General features: G+C 70.2%; 23 protein-coding genes. 15 read left to right on the top strand and 8 right to left on the bottom strand.

The window, feature by feature from the left end:
* Nucleotides 1-124: 124 nt before the first annotated feature.
* Both LWF15_RS33865 and LWF15_RS33860 read right to left on the bottom strand, forming a co-directional pair.
* On the bottom strand, nucleotides 125-616 hold the full coding sequence (locus tag LWF15_RS33865) for a pyridoxamine 5'-phosphate oxidase family protein (protein WP_232815088.1): 492 nt from the start codon (nucleotides 614-616) through the stop codon (nucleotides 125-127).
* A gap of 116 nt (nucleotides 617-732) precedes the next feature.
* Nucleotides 733-1,212 carry a hypothetical protein gene (locus tag LWF15_RS33860; protein WP_232815087.1) on the bottom strand — a complete coding sequence of 160 codons (480 nt, stop codon included), beginning with the start codon at nucleotides 1,210-1,212 and terminating at the stop codon, nucleotides 733-735.
* Nucleotides 1,213-1,354: 142 nt separating this feature from the next.
* On the opposite strand from LWF15_RS33860, the gene LWF15_RS33855 reads away from it, so the two are divergent.
* Together LWF15_RS33855 and LWF15_RS38000 are read left to right on the top strand one after the other, a co-directional pair.
* A complete protein-coding gene (locus LWF15_RS33855) occupies nucleotides 1,355-2,215 on the top strand; it encodes an alpha/beta fold hydrolase (RefSeq protein ID WP_232815086.1) in 861 nt (286 codons plus the stop codon).
* Between the two features lie 37 nt (nucleotides 2,216-2,252).
* Nucleotides 2,253-3,800 (top strand): GGDEF domain-containing protein, encoded by a 1,548-nt coding sequence (locus LWF15_RS38000; RefSeq protein ID WP_232815085.1) that lies wholly within the window; start codon nucleotides 2,253-2,255, stop codon nucleotides 3,798-3,800.
* A 23-nt stretch (nucleotides 3,801-3,823) separates the two neighbouring features.
* Here LWF15_RS38000 and LWF15_RS37995 read toward each other — a convergent pair whose 3' ends face one another.
* Nucleotides 3,824-5,077: a GGDEF domain-containing protein gene (locus LWF15_RS37995; protein WP_232815084.1), complete on the bottom strand. Its 1,254-nt coding sequence runs from the start codon at nucleotides 5,075-5,077 to the stop codon at nucleotides 3,824-3,826.
* Between the two features lie 297 nt (nucleotides 5,078-5,374).
* Between LWF15_RS37995 and LWF15_RS33840 the strand changes: the two genes are divergently transcribed.
* Together LWF15_RS33840 and LWF15_RS33835 are read left to right on the top strand one after the other, a co-directional pair.
* Nucleotides 5,375-5,938 carry a manganese efflux pump MntP gene (locus tag LWF15_RS33840; RefSeq protein ID WP_232815083.1) on the top strand — a complete coding sequence of 188 codons (564 nt, stop codon included), beginning with the start codon at nucleotides 5,375-5,377 and terminating at the stop codon, nucleotides 5,936-5,938.
* A 99-nt stretch (nucleotides 5,939-6,037) separates the two neighbouring features.
* On the top strand, nucleotides 6,038-7,696 hold the full coding sequence (locus LWF15_RS33835) for a methyl-accepting chemotaxis protein (RefSeq protein WP_232815082.1): 1,659 nt from the start codon (nucleotides 6,038-6,040) through the stop codon (nucleotides 7,694-7,696).
* A gap of 55 nt (nucleotides 7,697-7,751) precedes the next feature.
* Here the strand turns inward: LWF15_RS33835 and hisC are convergent, their stop codons facing one another.
* Entirely contained in the window at nucleotides 7,752-8,831 is a 1,080-nt protein-coding gene (gene hisC, locus LWF15_RS33830; protein ID WP_232815081.1) for a histidinol-phosphate transaminase, read from the bottom strand.
* A 159-nt stretch (nucleotides 8,832-8,990) separates the two neighbouring features.
* Between hisC and LWF15_RS33825 the strand changes: the two genes are divergently transcribed.
* Nucleotides 8,991-9,881 (top strand): 1-aminocyclopropane-1-carboxylate deaminase/D-cysteine desulfhydrase, encoded by an 891-nt coding sequence (locus LWF15_RS33825; protein WP_232815080.1) that lies wholly within the window; start codon nucleotides 8,991-8,993, stop codon nucleotides 9,879-9,881.
* Here LWF15_RS33825 and LWF15_RS33820 read toward each other — a convergent pair.
* The gene (locus LWF15_RS33820; RefSeq protein ID WP_232815079.1) at nucleotides 9,874-11,997 is read right to left on the bottom strand and encodes a HelD family protein; all 2,124 of its coding nucleotides are present in this window, start codon (nucleotides 11,995-11,997) and stop codon (nucleotides 9,874-9,876) included. The genes LWF15_RS33825 and LWF15_RS33820 overlap by 8 nt on opposite strands.
* 85 nt (nucleotides 11,998-12,082) lie before the next feature.
* Nucleotides 12,083-13,003 (bottom strand): LysR family transcriptional regulator, encoded by a 921-nt coding sequence (locus tag LWF15_RS33815; protein WP_232815078.1) that lies wholly within the window; start codon nucleotides 13,001-13,003, stop codon nucleotides 12,083-12,085.
* Nucleotides 13,004-13,124: 121 nt separating this feature from the next.
* Between LWF15_RS33815 and LWF15_RS33810 the strand changes: the two genes are divergently transcribed.
* Nucleotides 13,125-13,421: a CBU_0592 family membrane protein gene (locus LWF15_RS33810; protein WP_232815077.1), complete on the top strand. Its 297-nt coding sequence runs from the start codon at nucleotides 13,125-13,127 to the stop codon at nucleotides 13,419-13,421.
* Between the two features lie 5 nt (nucleotides 13,422-13,426).
* On the opposite strand, the gene LWF15_RS33805 is transcribed toward LWF15_RS33810, so the two are convergent.
* Nucleotides 13,427-14,839 (bottom strand): alpha/beta hydrolase, encoded by a 1,413-nt coding sequence (locus LWF15_RS33805; protein ID WP_232815076.1) that lies wholly within the window; start codon nucleotides 14,837-14,839, stop codon nucleotides 13,427-13,429.
* Between the two features lie 227 nt (nucleotides 14,840-15,066).
* Between LWF15_RS33805 and LWF15_RS33800 the strand changes: the two genes are divergently transcribed.
* Entirely contained in the window at nucleotides 15,067-16,830 is a 1,764-nt protein-coding gene (locus LWF15_RS33800; RefSeq protein WP_232815075.1) for a hypothetical protein, read from the top strand.
* Between the two features lie 11 nt (nucleotides 16,831-16,841).
* On the opposite strand, the gene LWF15_RS33795 is transcribed toward LWF15_RS33800, so the two are convergent.
* Nucleotides 16,842-18,827, bottom strand: a complete 1,986-nt coding sequence (locus tag LWF15_RS33795) for a sensor domain-containing diguanylate cyclase (protein WP_232815074.1) — start codon at nucleotides 18,825-18,827, stop codon at nucleotides 16,842-16,844.
* A 136-nt stretch (nucleotides 18,828-18,963) separates the two neighbouring features.
* On the opposite strand from LWF15_RS33795, the gene LWF15_RS33790 reads away from it, so the two are divergent.
* The 8 genes from LWF15_RS33790 to urtE all read left to right on the top strand — a co-directional run bounded on the left by LWF15_RS33790 (nucleotide 18,964) and on the right by urtE (nucleotide 25,958).
* Entirely contained in the window at nucleotides 18,964-19,527 is a 564-nt protein-coding gene (locus LWF15_RS33790) for an AAA family ATPase (RefSeq protein WP_232815073.1), read from the top strand.
* A gap of 37 nt (nucleotides 19,528-19,564) precedes the next feature.
* A complete protein-coding gene (locus tag LWF15_RS33785) occupies nucleotides 19,565-20,014 on the top strand; it encodes a DUF2243 domain-containing protein (protein WP_232815072.1) in 450 nt (149 codons plus the stop codon).
* Between the two features lie 2 nt (nucleotides 20,015-20,016).
* Nucleotides 20,017-20,850: a cytochrome c oxidase assembly protein gene (locus LWF15_RS33780; RefSeq protein ID WP_232815071.1), complete on the top strand. Its 834-nt coding sequence runs from the start codon at nucleotides 20,017-20,019 to the stop codon at nucleotides 20,848-20,850.
* Between the two features lie 281 nt (nucleotides 20,851-21,131).
* Nucleotides 21,132-22,382, top strand: coding sequence for an urea ABC transporter substrate-binding protein (gene urtA, locus LWF15_RS33775; RefSeq protein WP_408624576.1), 1,251 nt, complete (start codon nucleotides 21,132-21,134; stop codon nucleotides 22,380-22,382).
* 54 nt (nucleotides 22,383-22,436) lie between these two features.
* Nucleotides 22,437-23,321 carry an urea ABC transporter permease subunit UrtB gene (gene urtB, locus LWF15_RS33770; RefSeq protein ID WP_232815069.1) on the top strand — a complete coding sequence of 295 codons (885 nt, stop codon included), beginning with the start codon at nucleotides 22,437-22,439 and terminating at the stop codon, nucleotides 23,319-23,321.
* Nucleotides 23,318-24,403, top strand: a complete 1,086-nt coding sequence (gene urtC, locus LWF15_RS33765) for an urea ABC transporter permease subunit UrtC (RefSeq protein WP_232815068.1) — start codon at nucleotides 23,318-23,320, stop codon at nucleotides 24,401-24,403. Before urtB ends, urtC begins: the two co-directional genes overlap by 4 nt.
* Nucleotides 24,400-25,263, top strand: a complete 864-nt coding sequence (gene urtD / locus LWF15_RS33760; protein ID WP_232815067.1) for an urea ABC transporter ATP-binding protein UrtD — start codon at nucleotides 24,400-24,402, stop codon at nucleotides 25,261-25,263. Before urtC ends, urtD begins: the two co-directional genes overlap by 4 nt.
* Nucleotides 25,263-25,958, top strand: a complete 696-nt coding sequence (gene urtE, locus LWF15_RS33755; RefSeq protein ID WP_232815066.1) for an urea ABC transporter ATP-binding subunit UrtE — start codon at nucleotides 25,263-25,265, stop codon at nucleotides 25,956-25,958. Before urtD ends, urtE begins: the two co-directional genes overlap by 1 nt.
* Nucleotides 25,959-26,089 lie beyond the last annotated feature (131 nt).

Raw genomic sequence — 26,089 nt, 5'->3', positions numbered from 1 at the left:
CCGAACTGCCTGACAAACAGAAACTGGGGACGTCGGTGGGCACCCACCGACGTCCTCCTGGTTTCGCGTTCGGGTCGCGTGTCGGGCTGGCCACCGGATTCCGGCGCAGCCCGAAGTTCGAGTGCTACAGGTCGACGACCTTGTTCTCCCCCACCTCGGCCCGCTCCCCCTTGACCTTGGCCTTCACGTAGCTGATCAGCGTGGTGACCTTGCTGCCGGGGGCGTCCCAGTACTCGGCCGTGTCGGCGTGGATCTTCACCAGGGCGATGCCGGGCGTGTCCGGCCCGTCGGGGAACCAGGCCGACAGAGCCGGGTTCCACAGTTCGTCCAGCTTCTGGCGATCGTTCAGCACCTGTGCGTCTCCGGCAATCGACAGCCAGGCCCCGTTGCTGGAGAAGGACACGTTCGTGCGGGCACCGTGGCGGATCTGGTTCACCTTGCGGGCGTCCCCGTCGGAGACGAACCACAGGTCGCCGTCGAACTCGACCTGCTGCACCGCCATCGGCCGGCTGACCAGGTGCCCGTCGTCGTCGATCGTGGTCAGCATGGCGATCTGAACATCTTTGACAATCTCGGCCACCTTGGCCCGTCCGGCCTGGTTCTCGTCGCTCGTCATGATCCCTCGTCTCTTTCGCCGTCTGGCCCGTTGCTGCGGTACCTGCCCATCGGTATCAGGCGAGGTGGCCCGGCGCCTGCCGAGATCCAGGGGGCCAGCCGGCGTGGGGTGCGAGGTCAGGAACTGAACGGGTTACGGACGAACACCCACCACAACGCCTGCAGCACTCCGGCAACCACCGCTAGTGCAACGGCTTTGACGAAATCGTTGCGGTCGCGCGCCGAATGCCGCAGCAGTCCCCCGGCCCCCATGACACCGAAGCCCAGTACGGGGGCCTGGAACAGCAGACCGAACGCTCCCAGCACGACCATGACGAGCCAGATCCGCCGGCCCCAGGTGCTGAACGTGACCAGGGGGATGCCCTCGGGCCGGTCGTCGACCTGCACGGTGGGACTGAGCTGGCGCATGCTGTAGCTGACCTCGATGCGGTGCCGCACACCGTCGGCGCCGACCAGAAGGGTGTTGCCCCAGCGGTCCCGCGGCAGCTGCTCCCCGTCCTGGAAGAACCTTGCCTGCTCACGGTTCTCGGCGTTCTCCACCACCAGGTCGATGCCTTCGACGGTGACCGTGTACCGTTTCCGGCTCTTCGCCTCCATGCCGCCCACCGGCCCATGATCACTCAGCCCCGTGCGTCCCGCATACCGAGCGGCGAACGCGATACCTGCCCACGGACGTCCTCTGGTTGGCGGTTTCGTGCTCGTGATGCAGGATCGGCCTGCCGTCGTCGGGAGGGGCGCCATGTTCGACGGGTTCGTGGACGAGCAGATCGACGTGGGTGAGGTGCGGCTGCGGGTCCGTCACGCCGGTCGTGGTCGGCCCGTCCTGCTCATCCACGGTCATCCCCGCACCGGTGCCACCTGGCACCGCGTGGCACCGCAGTTGGTGCAGCGGGGCTTCACCGTGGTCTGCCCAGACATGCGCGGCTACGGCAGCTCCGGCAAGGCCGAGGTGCGCGCGGACCACTCGCAGCAGTCCAAGCGGGCGGTGGCCCACGATCTCGCCCGGCTGATGAAAGCCCTGGGGCACGAGCAGTTCGCCGTGGTCGGCCACGACCGCGGCAGCTACGTGGCCCTGCGCCTGGCCCTGGACCATCCTGGTTCGGTCAGCCACCTGGCCGTTCTCGACGGCGTGCCGATCAGTGAGGCGCTGGCCCGCTGCGACGCCAAGTTCGCCCACGACTGGTACCACTGGTTCTTCTTCGCCCAGCCGGAGCGGCCCGAGCGGGCGATCAACGCCGACCCGGACGCCTGGTACGAGGCCGATCCGCAGAGCATGGGTGCGCAGAACCATGCGGAGTTCCGGGCGGCGATCCACGATCCGCAGACGGTGCGGGCGATGCTCGAGGACTACCGGGCCGGGCTCGGCATCGACCGCGAGCACGAGGAGGCCGACCGCCGGGCGGGCCGGACCGTGGCCTGCCCGACGCTGGTGCTGTGGTCCAGCCGCGACGACATGGAAGACCTGTACGGCGACCCGCTCGACATCTGGCGTTCCTGGGCCGGCGACCTGCGGGGGCACTCGATCGAGTCGGGGCATCACGTGGCCGAGGAGAACCCGGACGACCTCGTACGGGCGCTGACCTCGTTCCTGCCCACCTGAGACTTCGGTCTTCGCTTCGAAACTGCGGTGACGCCCCGTGACCGCTGCTTCGGCCGAACGGGTGGCCCTGCCTCACAACGAGGTCCGGCGTGTCGACCCGCCAGGAGTGACCCCTACCCGTCCTGACGCCTTTTTCCGCATCCACCTGGCGGTAGGGGTGCTGCTGTCGATCATCTGCACCCTGCTGCCCACCAGCGTCGGCCGCGATGTCCTCTACACGGTGATCAGTTACGGCTGCGTGGCGATGATGGTGGTGGGGATCCGGCGTCACAAGCCGGCGCACAGTCGCGGCTGGTGGCTCGTCGCCGCCGGCATCGGGATCTGGGCCGTGGGCGACGTTCTCTGGGCGGTCTACACCTGGGTCCTGGACATCGCGCCGGCCTTCTCCGTGGCCGACGTCTTCTACCTGGCCAGCTACGTCGTCATCGCCGCCGGCTTCTGGTCGTTCGTGCAGGCCCGGCGCCAGGACAGCGACCGGGAAGGCCTGATCGACGCGGCCATCTTCACGGTCGGCTCGATCCTGATCAGCTGGGTGGTGCTGATGCGCCCCGGGCTGGAAGCGGCCGAGGCCTCGATGGGCGCCCAGGTCCTGGCGACCGCCTACCCGCTGGGCGACCTGCTCCTGCTGGCCCTGCTGGTGTGCCTGCTGACCAGCCAGGGCGCCCGGACCCCGGCCTTCGGCTGGCTCGTCGCCGCCAACGCCCTGCTGCTGCTCGCCGACAGCGCCTACCAGTACACGGCGATGCGGGAAACGGCCTACAGCCAGTACGTCAGCCTCGCCTGGCTGCTGGGGTACGTGTGCTTCGCCGCGGCGGCCCTGCACCCGTCGATGCGTCAGCTCACCGACAGCAAGAGCGGTGACTTCGACACCCGGTTCACCCGCGGACGGCTCCTGGCCCTCACCGTGGCCAGCCTGGTGGCGCCCGGCACGCTGCTGCTGCAGCTGGCCCTGGACCTTCCGCTGGAGGCCTGGGCGGTGGGGCTGTCCTCGGTGGTGCTGTTCCTTCTGGTGGTCTGGCGCATGTCCGGGCTGCTGCGCCACCTGGACGCGCAGGCGTCCCAGCTGGCCGATCTGGCCCGCACCGACGCCCTGACCGGCCTGCCCAACCGGCGCACCAGCGATGCCGAACTGGCCCGGATGCAGAACCGCGCCCGCAGCGAGGGGATCCCCCTGTGCGTGGCCGTCCTGGACCTGGACCACTTCAAGAAGTTCAACGACACCTTCGGCCACCAGGCCGGCGACAACCTGCTGATGGCCACCGCAACTGCCTGGCAGGAACGCCTCGGCCAGGCCCAGGCCACCGCGGGCCCGGGCCACCAGGCCCTGCTGGGACGCTGGGGCGGCGAGGAGTTCGTCCTGCTGCTCATGGGCCATGACCAGCAGGACGCGGTGAGGCTGGTCGAGGCGCTGGCCCCGGCCACGCCTGCCGGACAGAGCTTCTCGGCGGGTGTGGCCCGCTGGGACGGGCTGGAGTCGGCAACCGACGTGTTCGCCCGCGCGGACCAGGCCCTGTACGCCGCCAAGACCGCCGGCCGTGCCCAGGTGTGCGCTGCCGAGTCCCTGAACGACTGGGCCGTCGCCTGAACCGTCTGACCTCTGGCCTTCGGTCAGGCGGTGAAGACCTCCACCCGGCCGCGCCCGTTCTGCTTGGCCCGGTACAGCGCCGTGTCGGCGTTGTGGATCAGTAGGGCCGCCTCCTGCCCCTCGTCGAGGACGGCGATCCCGATCGAGACCCCGATGGTGACGGTGTGGCCGTCCACCGTGAAGGGCTCGCTGAGATCGGTACGGATCCGGTCGGCGACGGCGTTGGCGTCGTCGATGTGCCGGACGTTGCGACACAGCACCAGGAACTCGTCCCCGCCGAAACGGCTCACGAAGTCGTCGGGCCGCACCGCGTCGGCCAGGCGCACGGCGACCTCCCGCAGCAGAGCGTCGCCGGCGGCGTGGCCGTAGGTGTCGTTGACCGGCTTGAACCCGTCGAGGTCCAGGAACAGAGCCGCGACGCTACCCTCCGCGCCGGTCTGCTGTTTTCGCCGCCACTCGGTGATCGCTGCTTCGGCCTCCTCCATGAACAGGGCCCGGCTGGGCAGACCGGTCAGGGTGTCGTGCAGCCGGGCCCGGGCCAGACGGCTGGCACTGGTCGACAGCGAGACGCCGATGACGAGGATCAGGAGGATGGCGGCGGCCAGGGCCGCGAACATCTGCCAGGCCACCCGCCCGGTCGCGGTCACCGGCCCCAGCAGCGTCGAGCGCGGCTCGGTCATCAGGACCTGCCAGTGGCTGCCGGCCACCGGGTGCGCGGAGAAGTAGGTGCCGTCGACCGTGCCGTGGGTCTCGGTGCGCAGGGCTGCCTGGAGCGCGGGGTTGCCCAGCGCGTCACCGGGCTCGATCCCGGGCGCTGACGAGGTAGAGGTGATGATCCTTTCCTGGCCGTCCAGCACGTACGAGACGCCGCTGGTCACGTTGATGGCCCCGGTGAACAGCGGCTCCAGCTGGGCCAGGGATGCCGGAATCACCATGATCCGCGCCCCTTCGGGGGTGTTGAACCACTGGTAGGCCCGCACGTTGGGGCTCTCGCCGGCGACGACGTCACCGAAGGAGAGGCGGTGGGTCTGTTCGACCAGCGCGAAGCCCGGGTCCGACGTCAGGACCGACGTTGCCGGTACGTCTGCCGGTGGGTCGGCCAGCAGCAGGCTGCCGTCGGCGCTGAGCACGGCGTACCAGGCCGTGTCCAGATCGACCTTGCCCTGTTGTTCCTGCAGCTGCGCCTGCGTACCGGAGAACTCCTGCTCGGCGCTGGCCCGCGTCTGAGCGTCGCTGCCGGCCAGGGTGCCCCCCGAGCAGACCGGCCGCGACCGCACCCCGCGCGTCGAAGTCGGCCAGGGCCTTGTCGCGGGCCGTCGACGTGGTGTGGCTGACGTACACGCCGGCCCCGGCCACGGCGAGCACGCTGAGCAGGACCGCCGTGGCCAGGCTCAGCGAACGCAGCAGGCCCGGCCGCAGTCTGCCCGTCACGGCCTCACTATCGGCAGCGCGATGCCAGATATCAACCCTGCTGGCACCCGGTCCTGCGAACGGCGAAACTTCGACAACTCCGGCGCCGATACCTGAGCTCGGGACCGCCGGTCCCGCGGATACCGAAAGGCACCTCGCTGTCCATGTCCTTCTTCACGTTGCTGATCATCGCGGTCGGGGTGTCGGCCGACGCCTTCGCCGTGGCCGTCGCCAAAGGCCTGCACCTGCGGCGGGTCACCGCCCGGGACGCCGCCTCCCTGGCGCTGGGCTTCGGCTTCTTCCAGGCCCTCATGCCCCTGGTGGGCTGGCTGCTGGGCCGCAGCTTCTCCAGCTACATCACCGAGATCGACCACTGGATCGCGTTCTTCCTGCTCGGCCTGATCGGGCTGAAGATGATCTGGGAAGCGGTCTCACCGCCGGACGAGGAGGACGACTCCGACGGGATCAGCCTGCGCGAACTGCTCCTGCTCTCGGTCGCCACCAGCCTGGACGCCCTGGCCGTGGGCATCAGCTTCGCCTTCCTCAGCGTCTCGATCCTTCCCGCCGTGGCCCTCATCGGCGTGACCACCGCCGTCCTGACCCTGGTCGGGGTGATCATCGGACGAAGAGCGGGCGGGCGTATCGGCCGCCCCGCCGAGATCGCCGGCGGCGTCATCCTGATCCTGATCGGCACCCGCATCCTGCTCGACCACCTGGACATCATCTGAGGCGCCCATCGGTTGATGACCTGAGTCACACCGGGCCGCCGCTCCTTCAATGGCCGGCAGAACCGTCGAAGGGAAAGATCCCGACCACAAGGAGTTCCGGTGTCGCCTGCGCCGAGCGTCGCTGCCCGTCCCGCACCACCCGCTCCGGCTGCCCGGGCCGGCCGGCTGGGCGCTCTCAGCGTCAAGACCAAGATCGTCGCGCCGATCCTGGTCATGTCGCTCGTCGCGGTCGGCGTCGGCGCCGTCTCGCTCCAGCAGATGAGCTCGATGAACAACCGGATCCACACGCTGCAGGAACAGCGCCTGGCCGGCGTGCAACAGCTGAACGACCTCAATCACCAGCTCAGCCAGATGTTCCGCGCCCAGTTCCTGTACCTGGTGACGAAGCCCGGCGACGGTGACGAGGCGGCCAAGGCCACCTGGCTCCCGGCGGCCGAGACCGCCGACACCGCCATGGACGACGCTCTCGCGCAGTACCAGAAGGTCGCCGGCACCGGCGACGGACGAGGTGCCCAGATCGAACAGGTCACCACCGCCGCGGAGACTTACCGGACGCTGCGCGACGTGATCATCTTCGGCGAGGCCCCGCCCAGCGGGTTCGAGATGCCCAGCGACCTGGGCAAGGCCTTCGGCGACGCGGAGACCCAGCTGAACGAGGGCGTGGTGGCCCTGGCCGAGCTGGAGATCCAGGCCTCGCAGGCGGCCACCGCACAGGCCGACGCCGATTTCGCCAGTGCTCGGACCACCGTCCTGGTCTCTCTGGTGCTCGGGCTCGCCCTGGCGGCCGCCCTGGCCGTGACCGTGCTGCGGATGCTGCTGCGTCAGGTGCGCGCCCTGTCCGGGTCGCTGGCCCGGCTGGCCGAAGGTGACCTGACCCAGGAGGCCGAGGTCACCTCGCAGGACGAGCTGGGGCGGATGGCCGCGATGGCGAACGAGGCGGTCCGCGCCTTCCGCAGCATGCTGACCACTCTGGTCGGCCAGGCCGAGACGGTCTCCAGCAGTGCCCTGCGCCTGAACGAGGTGACCGGCCGGATCGGAGCGGGCGCGCGGCTGGCGAACGAGCGGGCCGCAGTGGTCAGTTCCGCGTCCGAGGACGTGTCGTCGAACGTGCAGACCCTGGCCGCCGGCGCCGAGGAGATGGGGGCCTCGATCGGGGAGATCGCCCGCAACGCGCAACTGGCCGCCGACGTGGCGGGTACCGCCGTGGCCCGGGCCGAGAGCACGAACGCGACCATCAGCAAGCTGGGCGAGTCGTCGGCCGAGATCGGCAACGTGGTGAAGGCGATCACCCAGATCGCGGAGCAGACCAACCTCCTGGCCCTGAACGCGACGATCGAGGCGGCGCGGGCCGGGGACGCGGGCAAGGGGTTCGCGGTGGTGGCCGAGGAGGTCAAGCAGCTGGCCCAGGAGACCGCCCGGGCGACCGAGGACATCGCCCACCGCGTCGAGGCCATCCAGGCCGACACCGGTGACGCGGTCAGCGCGATCAGCGAGATCGGTACCGTGATCGCCCAGATCAACGACTTCCAGACCACCATCGCGGCGGCGGTCGAGGAACAGAGCGCCACCACCACGACGATGAGCCGCAGCGTGGGTGACGCGGCTCAGGGCGCCACCGGGATCGCCGGCAACATCGCCTCGGTCGCCGAGGCCACCCGCACCACGACCGCCACTCTGACCGAGGCCGACACGGCGGTGCAGCAACTGGACCAGGTGGCTGCCGAGCTGAGGACCGCGGTCGGGCGCTTCCGGTTGTGACGGTGCCGGTGCACCGAACCGGTGCGCTGAATCGGTGCACCGGGGTCCGTGGTGATCAGATCGCCTGGAACCCCTGAAGAACCTCGAGCACCCGGTCGTTGGTCGCCGCGTCGGCCAGAGTGATCCGCAGCCCTTCGTCGGCGAACGGCCGCACCAGAATGTCCGCCTGGTCAAAGGTTTCCAGAAGGGGGCCGGTGAGGGCCGGGCCGGTGGGCAGCCAGACGAAGTTGGCTCCGCTGGTGGGGATGGGCCAGCCCAGCGCCCGCAGTTCGGCCGTGACGCGGGTGCGCTCGGTGGTGACGGCGGCGACGCGCTGGGCCAGTTCGTCGGCGGCGCCGAGGGAGGCGATGGCGGCTTCCTGCGCGATGGTGCTCACGCCGAAGGGCAGGGCGGTCTGGCGAAGGCCGTGGGCCAGTTCTTCGGAGGTGACGGCGTAGCCCACGCGCAGGCCGGCCAGGCCGTAGGCTTTGGAGAAGGTACGCAGCACGCAGACGTTGCTGCGCTGCTGGATCCGGTCGAGGGGGTTCACGTCGCGGCCGTACTCGGCGTAGGCCTCGTCGACGACCACGAGGACGGTGGGCGGTACCTGGTCGAGGAACGCTTCCAGGGCGGCTTCGTCGAGGGCGTTGCCGGTGGGGTTGTTCGGCGTGCACAGCAGCACCATGCGGGTCTGCTCGGTGATCGCGGCGAGCATGGCCGGCAGGTCGTGGTCGAGACCGGTGGTGAGCGGCACCGGGACCGGGCGGGCGCCGGCCAGGCGGGTCAGCAAGGGGTAGGCCTCGAAGGAGCGCCAGGCGAAGACCACCTCGTCGCCGGCGTCGCAGAAGGTGGCCATGAGCTGCTGGATCGCCCCGACGCTGCCGGGACTGACCGCGATCTGCTCGGGTGAGGCGGCCAGGTGCCCGGCGATCACGTGGCGCAGCTCGGTGCTGGCCGCATCCGGGTAGCGATTGGCTGCCGAGGCCGCGCGGACGATGGCCTCCTGCACCGAAGGCAGCGGGGAGAAGTGACTTTCGTTGGCGGCCAGCGGCGCGGTGCGCTCCGACTGGGCCCGGCGGCCCGGGCGGTAGGCCGGCACTGCGGACAGCACCGAGCGCAGGGCCGGGCGGGCTGGGGCGGCAGCAACGGTTGTCATGATTCGAAGAATCCGGCCCCGTTCCCGTTCGGGCAACATCTGATCTTGCGGTTGAGCATTCTGACGCGAGACAGACCCGCCCGGCCGCAGAATGCTCAGGCAGCCGACCGGCGGGGCCGGGGAAATGCCGGTCGGCCAGGATCTGGCAGGCTGGCCGGTATGAGGTTCAGCCTGGGCCAGTGGCCCACTCCCCTGGAGCCCATGCCGCGCCTGGCCGCGGCCCTCGGGCTCGGGGCCGACGACCTGTGGCTCAAGCGCGACGACCTGAGCGGTCTGGGTGGCGGCGGGAACAAGGTGCGCAAGCTGGAGCACCTGATCGGCGAGGCCCTCGAACGGGGCGCGGACACGGTGATCACCAGCGGGGCCGCGCAGAGCAACCACGCCCGGCTGACGGCGGCTGCGGCGGCCCGGGCCGGGCTGAGCGCGGTGCTGGTGCTGCGCGGCCACGAACCCGAGCACTCGACCGGGAACCTCATCCTCGACGAGCTTTTCGGCGCCGAGATCGTCTGGTCCGGAGACGGCGACCTGAACGAGCGGGTGGCCGCTGAGGCCGAGCAGCGGGGTCCGCGGGCGATGGTGATCCCTTTGGGAGGTTCCAACACCATTGGCGCGCAGGGCTATGTCAGCGCCGGTGAGGAACTGCTGCAGCAGCTGCCGGACCTGGATCTGGTTGTCACGGCGGCCGGTTCGGGCGGGACGATGGCCGGTCTGGTGCAGGCGCTGGGCGCGCAGCGGGTGCTCGGGATCGATGTGGGCGCCTTGCCCGACCTCGAGACCGCGGTCCAGTCGATGCTGCCGGAGCCGGCCACCCTGCAGATTCGCGGCGACCAGATCGGTTCGGGCTATCCGTCTTTCACCCCGGCCGCGCGCGAAGCCCTGTCACTGGCGGCCCGAACCGAAGGGGTGGTGCTGGATCCGGTGTACACCGGGCGGGCGGCGGCCGGGCTGATCGCGGCCGTGACCGACGGAAGCATTCAACCCGGGCAGCGGGTGGTGTTGCTGCACAGTGGCGGCCTGCCCGGGCTTTTCGGTCATCCGGAGATCAGCTGACCACCAGCTGACCGAGCTCCTGGGTGCACCGGGTCAGCGCCACGTACAGCCCGTTCCAGCCCCGCGGTTCGGCGGCGATACCGTCGGGGTCGACCACCAGCGCAGCGTCCCACTCCAGGCCTTTTGCCTGCGGCGCACTCAAACAGGGGACGTTTTCCAAGCCTGCGGCGGCGAGCTCGCCGAGGCGGTTGGTGGGGGCTACGACACCTACGGTGCCGCCGGCCCAGCGGCCTTGCAGCTCCAGCACAGCGGTCTTGACGGCAGCGGGCAGGTTTTCGGCGTCGACAGTTTGCTGCCAGGGAGCGACGCCGGAGGAACGGACGGCGCGGGGCGGGTCGTTGTGGCTGCCCGCCTTACGCAGGATCGGCGCCGTAAGTTCCATGACCTCGCGCGGAGTCCGGTAGCAGATGGTCAGCTCGGCCGCGGTCCAGCGGTCGCCGAAGGCGCCGTGCACGGCCTGGGCCCAGGTGGTGTGCCGGTGTGAGGCCTCGGCCTGGTCGATGTCGCCGACCGCGGTGATCGAGCGGGTGGGGCACCGGCGCACCACCATCTGCCACTGCATCTCGGACAGTTCCTGGGCCTCGTCGACCACCACGTGCCCGTAGACCCAGCCGCGGTGCCGGCGCGCGCGGTCGGCCACGAACTCGCCCTCGATCTGGCTGATCTGGATCTCGCCGAGCAGATCGGCCACGGCGTCGAGCAGAGGGATGTCGCTGGAGGCCCACCCCCGGGGTTCCCCGGCGACCAGCTCGGCCTCCTGATCCGACAGAAACGCGAGCCCAGAAGCGTCTTCAAGCAGTTCTTGCAGTACCTGACCGGGATCGAGCGAGGGCCACCAGCCGGTGACCGCGGCGGCCACGAGCGGGCTGGCCGAGATCCGGTCGCGCAGATCCTCGACCTCCTCCTCCGACAGCATGCCGTCCACGTCCTGGCTGGAGGACCGGGTGACCGGGCCGACGTCCTGCTCGGCGCCGCTCTTCTTGTCCACTCCGGCCAGGATGTCCTCGAAACCCTCTTCCATCCCGGCCATGATCGCCTCGCGCCGTTCCACCACGGCGTCGGTCAGCAGCCGGTGCACGTGCTCGGTGAACACTGCCCGGCCGGCGTGATACGAGCGGCCCGGCGCCGAAGCCCGCAGCGCCTGGGCGATCTGGGCCGGACTGAGCTGGTAGTCCTCGCCTTCCCAACGGATCGTCAGTTCCCGCTCTGAAGGCTGCAACGACGCAACGCGCGCTTCCAGCGCCGACTGCCACACCCCTCGTCCTTTGATTTCTGAGACCACCCGTGACTCCGTGCGGGTGACCGACACCCCCGGAATCAGGGTGTCGCAGGTCGCCGAGACCACGGCCGTCTCTCCCAGTGCGGGCAGCACCTGGGCGATGTAGTCGAGGAAGCGCGGCGACGGGCCGAGCACCAGCACCGCCTGTTCACTCATCTGGGCGTGGGTGAACAGCAGGTAGGCCACCCGGTGCAGTGCCACGACCGTCTTGCCGGTGCCCGGGCCGCCCTGAACGATCAGCGGGCCGGCGGCGTCGGCGCGGATGATGTCGTCCTGCTCGCGCTGCAGGGTGGCGATCGCGGTGGTCATCTGCCCGGTGCGGCGCTGGTCCAAGGCAGCCAGCAGCGCGCCCTCCCCGACCAGATCGGTCTGCGCGCCGCCGTGCAGCGGCTCGTCGTTCACGTCCAGAACCGTTGTGCCGGAGGTGCGTACATGCCGGCGCCGGGCCTGCCCCTGCGGATCGAGCGGGGTGGCGGTGTAGAACGGCCGGGCCGCCGGAGCCCGCCAGTCCAGCACCAACGGCTCGGCGTCCTCGTCGACCTCCCGCACGCCCAGCCGGCCGATGTGCCGGGCGGTGCCGTCCAGGGCGTCCAGACGTCCGAAGATCAGGCCGTCGTGAGCCCGTTCGATCTCCCGGTGGCGCTGCTGAAGGGCTCGGACCCGGACGGCCTCCGTACGGTCCTGGGCCGCGCCCGCGATCTCGGCCCTGATCTGCTGGAGGATCTCGGCCTGTCGGGCCAGGGCGGTGTCGAGGACGTGCTGTTCCTCGGCCACAGCACCGGCTGCAGCATCAGCCACAGCATCGGCGACGACATCGGAGGAGGGCTCGGAAGGCATACTCCGGAGGTACCACAGGTCGGCTGAGATTCCGCGACGATCGGCAAGGTGCGAGATACGGCTCAGTCGTGTCGCAGCCCACGTCTCAGCCCACGGCCTCGCCCAGGCTGACCTCGGCGGCCGCCTCGCGGACCAGGGACGCGGCGACGTCGACCGCCTCGGGCACCCCGCGGCCCTCGTAGCGGCGCAGCACGATCCGGCGGGTGCCCAGGCCGGGCACCTCCAGCGGGCTGATGTTCGGGTAGGTGGCGTCGATCAGCGCCAGCGAGGGCACCAGGGCCATTCCCTCCCCCGCCCCGACCAGGGCGAGCGCGGTCTGGATGTCCTGGTAGGTGTGCACCGTGGGGGTGGTGATGTTCAGGGCGCGGCGGACCCGGTGGGTGGCCTCGAACCCGGCCGCCCCGGAGACCAGGCCCAGCCAGGGCAGGTGCTGGCGGGCGTGGTCGAAGGCGTCCACCTGGGCCGCGCTGGCCGGGACGACCAGGCGCCAGGGTTCGTCCAGCAGCGGGATCTCGGTCATGTTCCGGGGCAGGCGGGGCGAGGCCTGCTGGGCGTCGAACTCCAGGGTGACCATGTCCAGGTCACCCGAGCGGAGCATCCGCAGCAGTTCCTCCTGGTCGTCCTCGTAGACCTCGAACCGCAGCCGGGGGTGGCGGCGCTTCCACTCGGGCAGGTGCGGGGCCAGGACCACGCGCAGGAAGGTCTGGAAGATGCCGATCCGTACCGTTCCGACCGGGTCGATCTCGTCGGCCATCAGCTTGACCCGCACCAGGTTCAGCGCCCGCTCGATCTCCTCGGCGGCCTCGACCAGGGCCTGCCCGGCCTCGGTCAGCACCACCCCGTGAGTGGTGCGCGTCACCAGAGCACAACCGGTTTCGGACTCAAGCCGGGCCAACTGCTGGGAAACGGCCGACGGCGTAACGCCCAACTCGTCGGCGGCCGCCAGCACCCCGCCCTCCCGGGCGATGGCGAGCAGGAAACGCAGGCGCCGGGGATCGATCCGCATGTTCAGAAACGCTAAACGGCCGATGCAGTGAATTGCAATTGTGCTGAAGTCCGCCGTGCCTCATAGTCATCCGCGGGGCCGGCGGTCCGGTCTCTCCCCCACGTGTGAAAGGGCTGCTGAAATGGCGGCATTGCTCGGCTGGCTGGGCACGATCGGCACGATCGGCGCCTACGTCCTCCTGAGCCGGGGGCGTTGGAGCTCCACGTCTCTGCGGTACTCCCTCCTGAACGGCCTGGGCGGTGTGGCCGGCGCGATCGGCAGCGGCCTGTACGGCGCCTGGCCCAGCGCCGCGTCCAACCTCGCCTGGGCGGCGATCGGCCTGCACGCGGTGGCCGTGGAACTGCTCGAGCGCCGCCGCACCCGCGCGGCCGCGCAGCAGCTGAACTGCCACGCGGCCGACTTCGTGCCTGCCTCCTGACTCGCCTAGCCGGCCGGTTCCAGAGCTGGGCAGTGCGTGTCCGGTGCGGGCACAACGAGGTTGATCAGGTAGTCGTCGATCGCCTGCTGCGCGCACGGGCTGCTGTTGTACGTGCCGTGGCCCCAGCCGTCGTAGGTCAGCAGCACAGCCTGCTTTCCCAGCTGCCGGGCGACGTTCGTGGCCCAGTTGTAGCCGCTGGCCGGGTCGTAGCGGGCGTTGGTGAGCAGGATGGTCGGGGCGCCGTGAATCTGCGGGACGTGCTGCGGGTTGCTGACCTTCTGCGGTGATCCCAGGCAGGTGGAGATGGCCAGCAGCGAACGCGGGTAACGCATCTGGGGTGCCAGCTCGGTGATGCGCCGCTGCAGCTCTTCGTAGGCGGCGTAGTTGCGCACCGGCAACGACCAGTCGTCGCAGAACGCCGCCATCGGGTAGGCCGAAGTGGTCTGCTGCGACTGCTTCGAAGCGGCGACTGTCGGTAGCTGGGCCAGGAACTCGGCGAACTCGGCCCAGTCCGGATCGTAGAAAGCCTTCTGGGCGCGCACGGTGAGGGTGAAGGCGTTCAGCCCCGGCAGCTCCCCCGCATCCGCCCGGGCCAGCAGCCGCTCCCACAACGCCTTCACGTCCTGCCCGTGCAGGGCGCAGCTCGCGGTGCGGCCGCACCAGGCCACGAACTGCTCGAACGCCTCCTGCTCGGTGACGGCCTGGGCCTGCATGAACGCGCTGGTGCCGAGGCTGTGGTCGACCACGCTCTCCAGCACCAGGGCCCGCACCCGCCGCGGGTACTGCTCGGCGTACTGCTGCCCCAGCAACGTGCCGTAGGAGCTGCCGTGGAAGGTCAGCTTCGCCTCACCCAGTGCCTTCCGCAGCGCGTCCAGGTCGTGCACGGTGCTCAGGGTGTCCAGGTGCTCGTAGACCGGGCCGGTGTGCTCCCGGCAGTCCGCCGCCAGTTTGCGGTTGAAGCTGATCGTGGCCCGGAAGTCGGCCTTGCTGCGTATCACCGGCGACGGCTGCTGCCCGAGCAGGCTGGTGGAGCAGCGCACCGGGCTGCTGCCGCCCACCCCGCGCGGGTCGAAACTCACGATGTCGAAACGCTTCTGCAGTTCGGTGCTGAACCGGCTCATGCCGGTGACGACCCGCTCCACCCCGGAATCCCCCGGCCCACCCGGGCCGAACACCAGCGTGCCCACACGCTGCTGCGGGTCGGTGGCGCTGCGGCGGGCCACCGCCAGCGAGAACTTCTCGCCGTTGGGCTTTTTCCAGTTCACCGGTAGTTCCAGCGTGCCGCACTCGGCGTTCTTGTCCTCGACACACGGCTTCCAGTCGATCGCGTACTCCTGGCTCGTTGCGGCCGTGGCCGGGCCGGCCGCCAGCACCAGGCCGGCGGCCAGCGCGAGCGTGGTCAGACTTCGCACGATCATCAGGTGCTCCTTCGGCAGAGATCCACCCTGCGATCGTGCTGCGGCGGGCCGGGCGGGCACATCGTCGCCAGGGAGGAGTACTCAGGGAGGAGAGCGTGACAACTCCTGCGGCGAACAGGCCATTTCACCCATACTGGATGGCTCGCACTGACAACGCGTGTCTCCTACCTGACAAGGCGGCCGGTTGCCCGTACGGTCCGACCTGCCCTCCGCGAACGGAAGCCGTCTTGATCGCTGTACCGACCGCCCGCCGCACCGGCCCTGAGTCCGGCAGCGATCAGGCGCTGCCCGACGCCGTCAACGCGCTGCTCGTGACGCTGGCCCTGGTCGCGCTCGCGTTCGGGGTGCGGGCCACGTCCGGGCTGTGGGAGGCGCCCGGCGGGCGGATCATCGCCCCCAACACCGCCGACGCCTTCCACTACACCTGGTGGCTCGGGCACACGCCGCACGCGATCAGCCAGGGCGAGAGCCCGTTCTTCACCCGGGACATGAACTGGCCCACCGGGGTCAGCGCGATGAACAACACCACCCTGCTGCTGCCGGCGGTGCTGCTGTTCCCGGTCACCTGGCTGGCCGGGCCGCTGGTCACCCTGAACCTGCTGAACCTGCTGGCCGTGCCGCTGTGCTTCGCCGGCGGTTACTGGGCGCTGCGCCGGGCCCTGGGGCTGCCCGCCGGGCCGGCGGCGATCGGGGCGGTCTGCTTCGCGATCAGCCCGGCCGTCGTGAACTCGCTGGTCGGGCACATCACCATGTCGCTGGCGGCCACCCTGCCGGTGCTGATCGGGCTCAGCGTGCAGGCCTGGCGGGCCGAGCCGACCGTCTCCCGGCCCGGGGTGTGGCTCGGGCTGGTGGCGCTGCTGCAGGTCTTCACCGGTGAAGAGGTGCTCTTCCAGGCCGGGTTCGGGGCGCTGCTGGTGGCTCTGGTGGCCGCCGTGGGCCGGCCGCGCGAGGCGCGGGCCGGTTTCGGGCGCCTGCTGCGCAACCTGGGGGTGGCCTTCGCGGTGTTCCTGCCGGTCGCCGCCTACCCGCTGTACCTGCAGTTCCTGGGCCCGATGAAGCATCACGGCAGCCCGTTCCTGCTCGACTACTACGCCGCCGACCTGCTCGGGTTCACCACCCAGACCAGCGGCCTGCTGCTGCATTCGGAGGCGGCCGCCGAGCAGTCGTCCAAGTTCCCCGGGGGCATCGAGGAGCACCTGGCCTTCCTGGGCTGGCCGCTGATCATCACCGGGGCGGCAGCGCTGGTGCTGGGCCGCCGCAACCTGGCCATCTGCTGCGCGGCGGTGGGGCTGCTGGTCTCGGGGGTGCTCTCGTTGGGGGCCAGGATCTGGGTCGACGGTCTGCAGACCGATGTCCGCGGGCCGTACTGGATACTGCAGAAGCTGCCGGTCACCGAGGCCTCCCTGGCCAGCCGGTTCGGCCTGCTGACGGTGCTCTTCGCCGCGGCCCTGCTGGCGCTGGCCGTGCACGAACTCCGCCGGGTCGGCTACCCCTTCGCCGCGATCACGGCCGCGGTGCTGTGCCTGCTGCCGCTGTTGCCGGCCAAGGTCACCACGGTCGAGGCCCCGCAGGTGCCGGAGTACTTCACCACCGCCGCCACCCAGCTACCCAAGGGCACAAACGTCCTTTTGTTGCCTTACCCGTGGGCCGGGGCCGCGCAGACCATGTACTGGCAGTCGGCCGCCGACTACCGCTTCCAGATGCCCGGCGGCTACTTCCTCGGCCCCAACGAACGGGGCGAAGCGCGCATCAGCGGCGCCCAGCCGCTACCCACCGGCCGGATGCTGCTCGAAGTGCAGCGCTCCGGCCAGATCCCGGCGCTCGACGAGGCCGCCCGGGCCCAGGCCCAGAAGGACCTGCAGGCCTGGCAGAGCGAACTCATCGTGCTCGGCCCGGACAACAACCACGAGGCCCTCAAGCAGGTGGTGACCTACCTGCTGGGCCGGCCACCCACCCAGCAGGGCGGCGTCGCCGTCTGGGACCTGCGCTGAGACAACAGCTTTCAGCCTGAAAGAGAGCCGAGCACCGTGGTGTTCCGCCCGGCCCGCTTGCCCCGGTACAGGGCCGCGTCGGCGGCGTTCAGCACGTCCTGGGCATTCTGGCCGGGCTGCCACTGGGCGATCCCGATCGTGCAGGTCTGGGCCCGGGGCACCGAGGCCCGCACCCGGTCAGCCACTACCGCCGCCTCCTGCGCGGTGCAGCCGGGCAGAGCCATGGCGAACTCCTCCCCGCCCCAGCGGGCCAGCGTGTCCACCACGCGCATGTGCTGGCGGGCGGCCTCGGCGAAGTCACGCAGCAGCGCGTCGCCGGCCAGATGCCCCCGGCTGTCGTTGTAGCGCTTGAAGTGGTCCAGGTCGATCAGGGCGAACGTCAGGGGCAGCCCGTGACGCTCGGCGCGGGCGACCTCCTCGGTGGCGGCCTCGTCCCAGCGCAGCCGGTTGGGCAGGCCGGTCAGGGCGTCCTGCTTGGCCGCGGTGGCCAGCCGGACCAGCAGGTCACCCCGCTCGATCGCGATCGCCGCCTCCCCGGCCAGCGTCTGCAGCATCGGCGAGACCTGCGCGGGCAGCGAGCGCACCGGGTGGTGCCAGGCCAGGGCCAGGACGGCGATGGCCTGTTCGGCGTGGGTGTGCACGGGCTGCCAGGCCGCGGCTCCCACCCGCAGCCCTTCGACCACCCGCAGGGAGGCGTCCGAACGCGCGCCCATGTCGCCGATGAACACCAGTTCCCGCCCGTGGAAGGCCTTGACCGTCAGGGAAGGCTCGCCGTTGGTCAGGCTGAAACCCACCGGGGGAACCTGGGCGCCCAGGGCTGCCGAGGAGGCCGCGGTGGAGGCCAGGTCACCCGCGCCGGTCGGCTCCAGCAGGTAGGCCATGTCCGCGCCGGTGATCTGCCGGGCCGCTACACAGATGTCGGTCCGCACGTCGTCGGAGGTGTACAGCTGCCGGGCCAGGCGGGCCAGGATCTCCACCTGCTCAGCCCGTTCGGCCGCCTCCTGGGCGCGGCGGCGCACCTCCCCCAGCAGCACCTCGCGCTCGTCGCGGCCCAGCGCCAGGGCCATCCCGACCAGGGCCACCAGAGCCACGAACGCCTGCACGATCAGGGCCCGGGTGCCGACGTCGTCCACCGAGGTGAAGGGGCCGTGCCCGGTCAGGGTGAACGCCACCGCAGCAGTCCCGGCCAGGAAGTCGTGCATGACCACGATCGTCGTGTCGAACCGCAGGGCTGCCCAGACCGTCAGGGCGATCAGGGGGTAGGCCACCGGCAGCTGGGGCAGCAGCACGAACACCAGCAGATAGGCGGTGACCGAGACCACCACGAGGGCCGCCAGCTCGACCCGGCGCGGGCCGTCCAGGCGCATGAGGGGCAGCAGGACGGCCGGGCGGGGCTGCCCGAGGCCCGCCTCCTCCTTGCCTTGGCGCGGCCGGGTGAGCAGATATCCCACCCGCAGGCCGAGCCCGAGGATCAGCAGGACGCAGGCGGTGTTGCGGACCATCCACACCACCACGCTCACCGGTGACCACTGGCCGGTGACGACCCCCACCGCGAGCGGCCCCAGCGCGGCCCCGGCCGCCGTCGCCAGCACTGTGGCCAGCAGGACCCCCGTGAGTTGCTGGGTCCCGGTCAGCGGCTGGTCACCACCGGCACCCCAGAGGTTGGGATGCCATCGGTGCAACAGGTACTGCAACACGGCGACCTGCACCACGTTGGCCACCCCGAAGCACAGGGCCAGCAGCGCCGGCGCACCCATGGCCGTGGTGACGACGAACGTCAGCGCACCCACCAGGGCGTGATCCAGGGGCCAGGTCCCGGTGCCCCGCTGGGCGGCCAGCCACAGCGCGGCCACTCCCGCGGCCGGCCAGACCAGGCTGATGCTGGTGCCTTCCAGCACGGTCAGACGCCCCAGGAACACGGCGAAGGCGTAGACGCCCGCGAACGCCAGACTGCGCAGAAGGGCGGCGGGTGAGAACCACTGCCGCAGTGCGCTCACACCCCTCGACCTCCCGCCGCTCACGCCCACCTGGCGCAAACGGGGTATCGGCCGAAGCCTGGTCCGATTGACCTTCGGCCCGGCTGACCGGGCGGGTTCACCCGTGCGGCGCAGCCGGCCGTACTAGCCTGTCGGGGTGCCCCGGCTGATCCTGCTCAACGGCGCTCCCGGCAGCGGGAAGTCCACCCTCGCCAAGATCTTCGCCCAGCGGCATCCGCTCACGCTGGCCCTGGACATCGACACCGTACGCGGCCTGCTCGGCGCCTGGCTGGAGCAACCGCACGAGTCCGGGCTGGCCGCCCGGAAGCTGGCCCTGGCCATGGCCCGGGTGCACCTGCAAGACGGGCACGACGTGCTGGTGCCGCAGTTCCTCGGGCGCATCGACTTCGTCCTGCAGTTGGAGGCTCTGGCTCAGGAGGTCGGCTTCCCTTTCGTCGAGGTCGCCTTGATTTCGACTATGGACGATGTACTCGCCCGATACTCCCGGCGCGCCAAGGCGCCCGAGACTCAGGAACACCGGGACGCGGCTGCCCTGCTGGAGCGTTCGGGCGGCACCGACGAGCTGCGCCCGATGTACGAACGGCTGCTGACGGTGGTCGCGGCCCGGCCCGCCACCCGGCAGGTGCTTACCGTCGAGGGCGAGATCGAGCAGACCTACCAGCGTCTGCTGGAAGCGATCGGGGACGTCGGGGGCAAGTGACCGGGCGGGCGCGAGGAGGTGCCCATACGGTGCGAGGGTGAGCGAACGGGAGAACCTACGACGTCGGGAGGTGCTGTCGGGGTTCCTCTTCGGCTGCGGCATCGCGGCCGCCGTGATCGACCTCTTCATCTTTCACCTGGGCCTTCAGTGGCACCACTTCTACGACCTGTCCACCCCGCGGGTGGCGATCACCACCGACGGGTTCTTCCACGCGTTCGCCTGGTTCATCACCGTGTGGGGCCTGTTCCTGCTGGCCGACGTGCGCCGCCGGGCCGAGGTGCGCTGGCCGCGCTGGGCCGCCGCCGTGCTCACCGGCCTGGGCTTCTTCCAGCTGCTCGACGGTGTGGTCAACCACAAGATCCTGGGTATTCACGAGATCCGTTACGGCGTGGACCTTCTGCCCTACGACGTGGCCTGGATCGGCGGCGCCGTGATCGCCCTGCTGGCCGGCCTGTTCCTGCTGCGCCGCACCGCCCGGGCCGACTGACGGTGCACCACCAGGGCCAGCAGATCCAGGCCGGGGCAGGTGGTTGGTACGAGATCCTGGCCATCGCCCTGCTGCTGGTGCTGGCCGTGGGCTACGCCGAAGCACTCTGGTTCTCCCGCCACCGCGGCTCCTGGCCCCTGCACCGCACCGCGCTCTGGTACGCCGGCCTGGCCTGCTGTGCCGCCACCGTGCTCGGCCCGGCCGACCACACCTTCACCCGGCACATGCTCACCCACCTGCTGCTGGGCATCCTCGCCCCGCTGCTGCTGGTTCTCGCCCGGCCCATCACCCTGCTCCTGCGCGCCCTACCCCTGCGCCCCGCCCGCAGCCTGTCGCACCTCCTGCAGACCTCTCCCCTGCGCCTGCTCCTCCACCCGGTGACCGCGGCCGCCCTCAACGGCGGCGGCCTGTGGCTGCTGTACGGCACCGAGCTCTACTCCCTCATGCACCGCTCAGAACTGTTCTACGGCCTGGTGCACCTGCACCTGCTGCTGGCCGGCTACCTGTTCACCGCCGCCCTGGTGGGCCGGGACCCGAACCCTCACCGATCGTCCATTGGTGTGCGCTCGGCAGCTCTGGTCGCCTTCATGGCCGCCCACTCGATCCTGGCCAAACAGCTCTACGCTTTCCCGCCCGAGGAAGTGACGGCCGCCGACGCCCGGGCCGGGGCCCAGCTCATGTACTACGCCGGCGACGCGGTCGACGTGACGCTGATCGTGCTGCTGTTCGCTGGCTGGTACGCCGCCACCCGGCCACGGGCACCCCAGCCGCCCTCAGGCCAGCGCCTGAGCGAGCATCTGCGGCCGGCCAATGATTTCGAGCCGCCGCAAATCTGACCGCACATGTGACTGAAGACCGGCAAATATAACCGGGGGCGGCCACATCTACGGCAAATCTTCGACCCATGCGACACGAGCACGCGACCGGCGATGCATTGGCCACCATCGACCGGTCATTTCCGGAAATCTGAGAGCAACAATCCCTCCTTCCCCGTAACTTACCGGCACCATTTGGACGCTCTGGGTGAAATGGTGCGCTCGTAGGTTCCTGTCTGGATCCAGGCCCGTACTGCCCCGGTCACCAGCCAGTTCCCACGAAAGGCACGCCCTTGCCGCATATTCTGAAGTCGTCACCCCGGCGCGCGGTCACGATCGCGCTGGCCACCGCCCTCGCCCTCAGCGCCTGCGGGGCGAAGGCCGGGGAGGAGGGGGCCGGGTCCGCGGCCGCGGTGGAGAGCTGCGTCGACACCTCCGGCAGCGCGGTGAAGATCGGCTTCCTGAACTCGCTGTCGGGCACGATGGCGATCTCGGAGCAGACCGTGCGCGACTCCCTCGACCTGGCCGCGAAGGAGATCAACGCCGACGGCGGGGTGCTGGGCAAGCAGCTGCAGATCGTCGCCGAGGACGGGGCGTCCGAGCCGACCGTGTTCGCCGAGAAGGCCGAGAAGCTGATCTCGTCCGACTGTGTGGCAGCGGTTTTCGGGGGCTGGACCTCGTCTTCCCGCAAGGCGATGCTGCCGGTGTTCGAGTCGCGTGACTCGCTGCTGTTCTACCCGGTGCAGTACGAGGGGCTGGAGGCCTCGAAGAACATCTTCTACACCGGGGCCACCACCAACCAGCAGATCATCCCGGGCATGGACTACCTGAAGGAGGAGGGCAAGAAGAAGGTCTTCCTGGTCGGCTCCGACTACGTCTTCCCCCGCACCGCCAACAAGATCATCAACGCCTACGCCGGGGCCAACGACATCGAGATCGTCGGCGAGGAGTACGCACCGCTGGGGCACACCGACTTCTCCACCATCGTCAACAAACTCAGGGCCTCAGGCGCCGACGCGGTGTTCAACACCCTCAACGGCGACTCGAACGTGGCCTTTTTCAAGGAGTACCGCAACGTCGGCCTGAAGGCGGCCAGTACTCCCGTGGTCTCGGTGTCGATCGCCGAGGAGGAGGTCGGCGGGATCGGGGTGGAGAACATCGAGGGCCAGCTCACCGCCTGGAACTACTACCAGACCGTCGAGTCCGCCGAGAACGAGACGTTCGTCGAGGCGTTCAAGACCGAGTACGGCGCCGACCGCCCCACCTCCGACCCGATGGAGGCCGCCTACACCTCGCTGTACCTGTGGAAGGCGATGGTCGAGAAGGCGAAGTCGTTCGACGTGGCAGCCGTGCAGAAGGCCGCCGACGGCGTCACCTTCGAGGCGCCCGAGGGCACGGTCACGGTGAACGGCGAGAACCACCACATCGCCAAGACCGCCTACATCGGCCGGATCGACCAGGACGGCCTGATCTACCCGGTCTGGGAGTCGGACGGGGCGATCGAGCCCGACCCCTACCTGAAGGGCTACGACTGGGCCGCCGGCCTTTCCTGAGACGTGCCGCCCGGCCGGGTTTCCCCGGCCGGGCCCCTACCCGGAAAGGCAGTCATGGACGCTCTGTTCTCCCAGCTCTTCGCCGGGGTCAGCCTGGGCTCGGTGCTGCTGCTGGTCGCGCTCGGCCTGGCCCTGACCTTCGGGCAGATGGGCGTGATCAACATGGCTCACGGCGAGTTCATGATGGCCGGCGCCTACACCGCCTTCGTGGTCCAGCACGTCGTCTCGAACGCCGGGCTCTCGCTGCTGATCGCCCTGCCGCTGGGCTTCCTGGTCGGCGGTCTGCTCGGTCTGCTGCTGGAGGCAACTCTGCTGCGGCGCATGCACAGTCGTCCTTTGGACACCCTGCTGGTCACGTTCGGCGTGGCGCTGGTGCTGCAGCAACTGGCCCGCGACGTGTTCGGCGCGCCCAACGTGGACGTTCGCGCGCCCTCCTGGCTGCAGGGCGCGGTCTCGGTGTTCGGTACCGACCTGCCCAAGACCCGCCTGTTCATCCTGGTGCTGGCCGTGGTCTCGGTGGCCCTGCTCGCCCTGGCGCTGCGGATGACCCCGCTGGGCCGGCGGATCCGGGCCACGGTGCAGAACCGCGACCTGGCCGAGGCCTCCGGAGTGAACACCGGTTCGGCCGACCGCATCACGTTCTTCCTGGGTTCGGGGCTGGCCGGGATCGCCGGGGTTGCACTGTCGCTGCTCGGCTCGATCGGCCCGACGCTGGGCACGAACTACATTGTGGACGCCTTCCTTGTGGTCGTCGTGGGTGGTATAGGCCAGCTCAAAGGCGCCGTCATCGCGGCCTTCTCGTTGGGCGTGGTGCAGGCGACCTTCGAGTACTCCACCACCGCCAGCCTGGCCAAGGTGCTGCTGCTGGTCGCGATCATCGCCTTCCTGCAGGTCCGCCCCCAGGGTCTGGTGGCGCTGCGTACGAGGAGCCTGGCATGAGCCCTACCATCAGCCCGGCGCTGAGGACCTGGGGCGGTTTCGCCCTGGCCGCGGTCGCCCTGTTCGTGCTCGCTCCGGCCACATTGTCGGACTTCCGGCTCAATCTGCTGGCGAAGTTCCTCTGTCTGGCCATGGTTGCGGTCGGTATCGGCTTCGCCTGGGGCCGAGGCGGCATGCTGGTGCTGGGCCAGGGCGTGTTCTTCGGGCTGGGCGGCTATCTCATGGCCATGCACATGAAACTCGCCGACGCCGGGCCGGACGGGGTGCCCGACTTCATGCTGCTGTACGGCGACGGGGTGCTGCCGGGCTGGTGGGAGCCGATGCGCAGCCCGGTGGTCACGCTGCTGGCCATCCTGGTCCTGCCCGCCGGGCTGGCCCTGGTGCTGGGCTACGCCGTGTTCGCCCGGCGGGTGCGCGGGGCCTACTTCGCCATCCTCTCCCAGGCCCTGGCCGCGGCCTTCGCGCTGCTGCTGATCGGCCAGCAGACGGTCACCGGAGGAACCAACGGGCTCAACGGTTTCCGCTCGTTCTTCGGCTACGACCTGGCCGACCCGCTGAACAAGCAGACGCTGTACTACATCTGCGCCGGGGTGCTGCTGGCCATGGTCGCCGCGGTGCGGTTGCTGATGAACTCCCGCTACGGCGAACTGCTGGTGGCGGTGCGCGACCAGGAGAACCGGGTGCGTTTCCTGGGCTACGACCCGGCCCTGGTCAAGGCCGGGGCCTACGCCCTGGCCGCCGGTTTCGCAGCCGTCGGCGGCGCGCTGTTCACTCCCGTGGTGGGCATCATCTCCCCCGCCGACGTGGGCGTGGTGCCCTCCATCTCACTGCTGATCGGTGTGGCCATCGGTGGGCGCGCCACCCTGCTGGGCCCGGTGCTCGGCTCGATCGCCGTCTCCTGGGCCGAGACCAGCCTGTCCGAGCGCTTCCCGTCGATCTGGACGTACTTCCTGGGCGCCCTCTTCATCGTCGTGGTCGCCTTCCTGCCCAACGGCCTGGCCTCACTGTCCCTGCCAAAACGCCGCAAGGAGCAGACCGGTTCCTTGATTCCTGCTACGGAAGTGCCGGTAGGTGAGCGATGAGCGAAAACCCGCCTGAGACGTCCGAAAGCGTGCACGTCGATGTCGAAGCCCTCGACAACGTCCTGGCCGCACCGGCAGAAGACTTCAAGCGCGACTACCTCGAGATCCGCGGCCTGCGGGTGGTGTTCGACGGATTCGTCGCCGTGGACGGGGTCGACCTCACCGTCACCAGCGGCGACCTGCGCTTCCTGATCGGCCCGAACGGCGCGGGCAAGACCACGATGGTGGACGCCGTCACCGGGCTTGCGCCGGCAACCGGCTCGGTCCGCTTCGGTGGGGTCGAGCTGCTGGGCAAGAGCTCGCACCGGATCGCCCGGGCCGGGGTGGGGCGCACGTTCCAGACCGCCAGCGTGTTCGAGGAGCTCACCGTTCTGCAGAACCTGGACATCGCCGCCGGATCCGGGCGCGGCCTGAAAACACTGCTGCGTAAGCGTTCAGCGGTGCCGGCCGAGGTCGAGGCCGCCTTGGAGACGATCGGCCTGACCCGGGTGGCCCAGGTGCCGGCCGGGGTGCTGGCACACGGGCAGAAGCAGTGGCTGGAGATCGGCATGCTGCTGGTGCAGAACGCGCACGTGCTGCTGCTGGACGAGCCGGTGGCCGGGATGAGCCAGGCCGAGCGGGAAGAGACCGGCCTGCTGCTGCAGCGCATCGGTCAGCAGCGCACGGTGATCGTGGTGGAGCACGACATGGAGTTCATGCGCACCTACGCCTCGTCGGTGACGGTCATGCATCAGGGCAAGGTGCTCGCCGAGGGTTCGGTGGGCGAGGTGACCGCCGACGAGCGGGTGATCGAGGTCTACCTCGGAAGCCGCTCGCACGGGCGGGGTTCTGCAGGTTCGATGGCCGAGGAGGCGAGATAGTGCTCGAGATCGATGGGCTGAAGGTCGGTTACGGGCGGACCGACGTCGTGCACGGGGTGAGCCTGACCGTGGGGGCCGGCGAGATCGTGGCCGTCATGGGCCACAACGGTGCCGGCAAGACCACCCTGCTGAGGGCGGCGGTGGGCCTGCTGCCGGTCTCGGCCGGCTCCATCCGGCTCAACGGTGAAGACGTCACCCGGGCCAGGCCGCACCGCCGGGTCCGGCTCGGCCTGGCCTACGTGCCCCAGGGGCAGCAGTCGTTCGGCCAGCTCAGCGCCCGGGAGAACCTGCAGCTGGTGGCCGACGGCCAGGGCGCGGCCGGCGTCTCGCGGATGAACGAGGCGCTCGACCTGTTCCCGGCGCTGCGCGGTCTGCTCACCCGCCGGGCCGGGCTGCTCTCGGGCGGGCAGCGCCAGCAGCTGGCAATCGCCCGGGCCCTGATCGTCGGGCCGAAGATCATGCTGCTGGACGAACCCACCGAAGGCATCCAGCCCTCGGTGGTCGGGGAGATCGAGGACGCGATCGTGCAGCTGGCCGCCTCCGGGCTCTCGGTGCTGCTGGTCGAGCAGCACATCGGCTTCGCCCTGGAGGCCAGCGCCCGCTACTACGTGCTGGAGTCGGGGCGGGTGAGCGCCGAGGGCGCCGGCGGAGCAGCCAACGAGTCCGGCGTGCGGGCGGCCATGGCACTGGGCTGACCGCGGCACCGCACATCGGGCTCCCGGTCTGCTCAGGCGGACCGGGGGCCCGTTGTGCTGCGCCCCGATCCCGGGCAGGCATTCTGCTCAGGCCCCGAGCCATGGCATGATGCCCGAGCCAGTCACAACTA

The sequence above is a fragment of the Kineosporia rhizophila genome (genome assembly GCF_021277265.1).
GTDB lineage: Bacteria > Actinomycetota > Actinomycetes > Actinomycetales > Kineosporiaceae > Kineosporia > Kineosporia rhizophila.
The sequence above is the reverse complement of the archived record's forward strand: the minus strand, read 5'-3'. Positions and strand labels throughout refer to the sequence as shown.